This window comes from Bartonella capreoli (assembly GCF_902813205.1).
Classification (GTDB): Bacteria; Pseudomonadota; Alphaproteobacteria; order Rhizobiales; family Rhizobiaceae; genus Bartonella; species Bartonella schoenbuchensis.
Genome location: NZ_CADDZX010000425.1, coordinates 1 through 379, shown reverse-complemented (window position 1 = coordinate 379; position 379 = coordinate 1). Strand labels below are relative to the sequence as shown.

The 379-nt window shown below is 41.7% G+C and carries 1 protein-coding gene; it reads left to right on the top strand.

Annotation, left to right across the window (positions count from 1 at the left end; all coding sequences use genetic code 11):
* Positions 1-379: amino acid kinase family protein (locus J7R05_RS09115; protein ID WP_484479022.1), on the top strand; the 379-nt coding region annotated here is incomplete at both ends.

Below are 379 nucleotides of genomic sequence, written 5' to 3'. Positions count from 1 at the left end.
AAATGATACTGTCGCAACAAGTGAAATTCGCTATGGTGATAATGATCGTTTAGCAGCACGTGTAGCAACGATGATGGATTCAGATCTTTTGATACTTTTATCAGATATTGATGGCCTCTATGCGAAGTCTCCCCATCGTGATCCAAAGGCTGAATTTATTCCCTTTATTGCATCGATTACTAGTGATATCGAAAAAATGGCAGATGTTACTGTTTCAGAGATTTCTCGCGGAGGAATGAAGACCAAGCTTGAAGCCGGTAAGATAGCAAATTCTGCTGGAACGGCTATGGTTATTACTTCAGGCAAACGTATGAATCCTCTTACAGCACTTGATAGGGGGGAACGCAATAGTTTTTTTGCTGCCGGTGAAAAGCCTGTC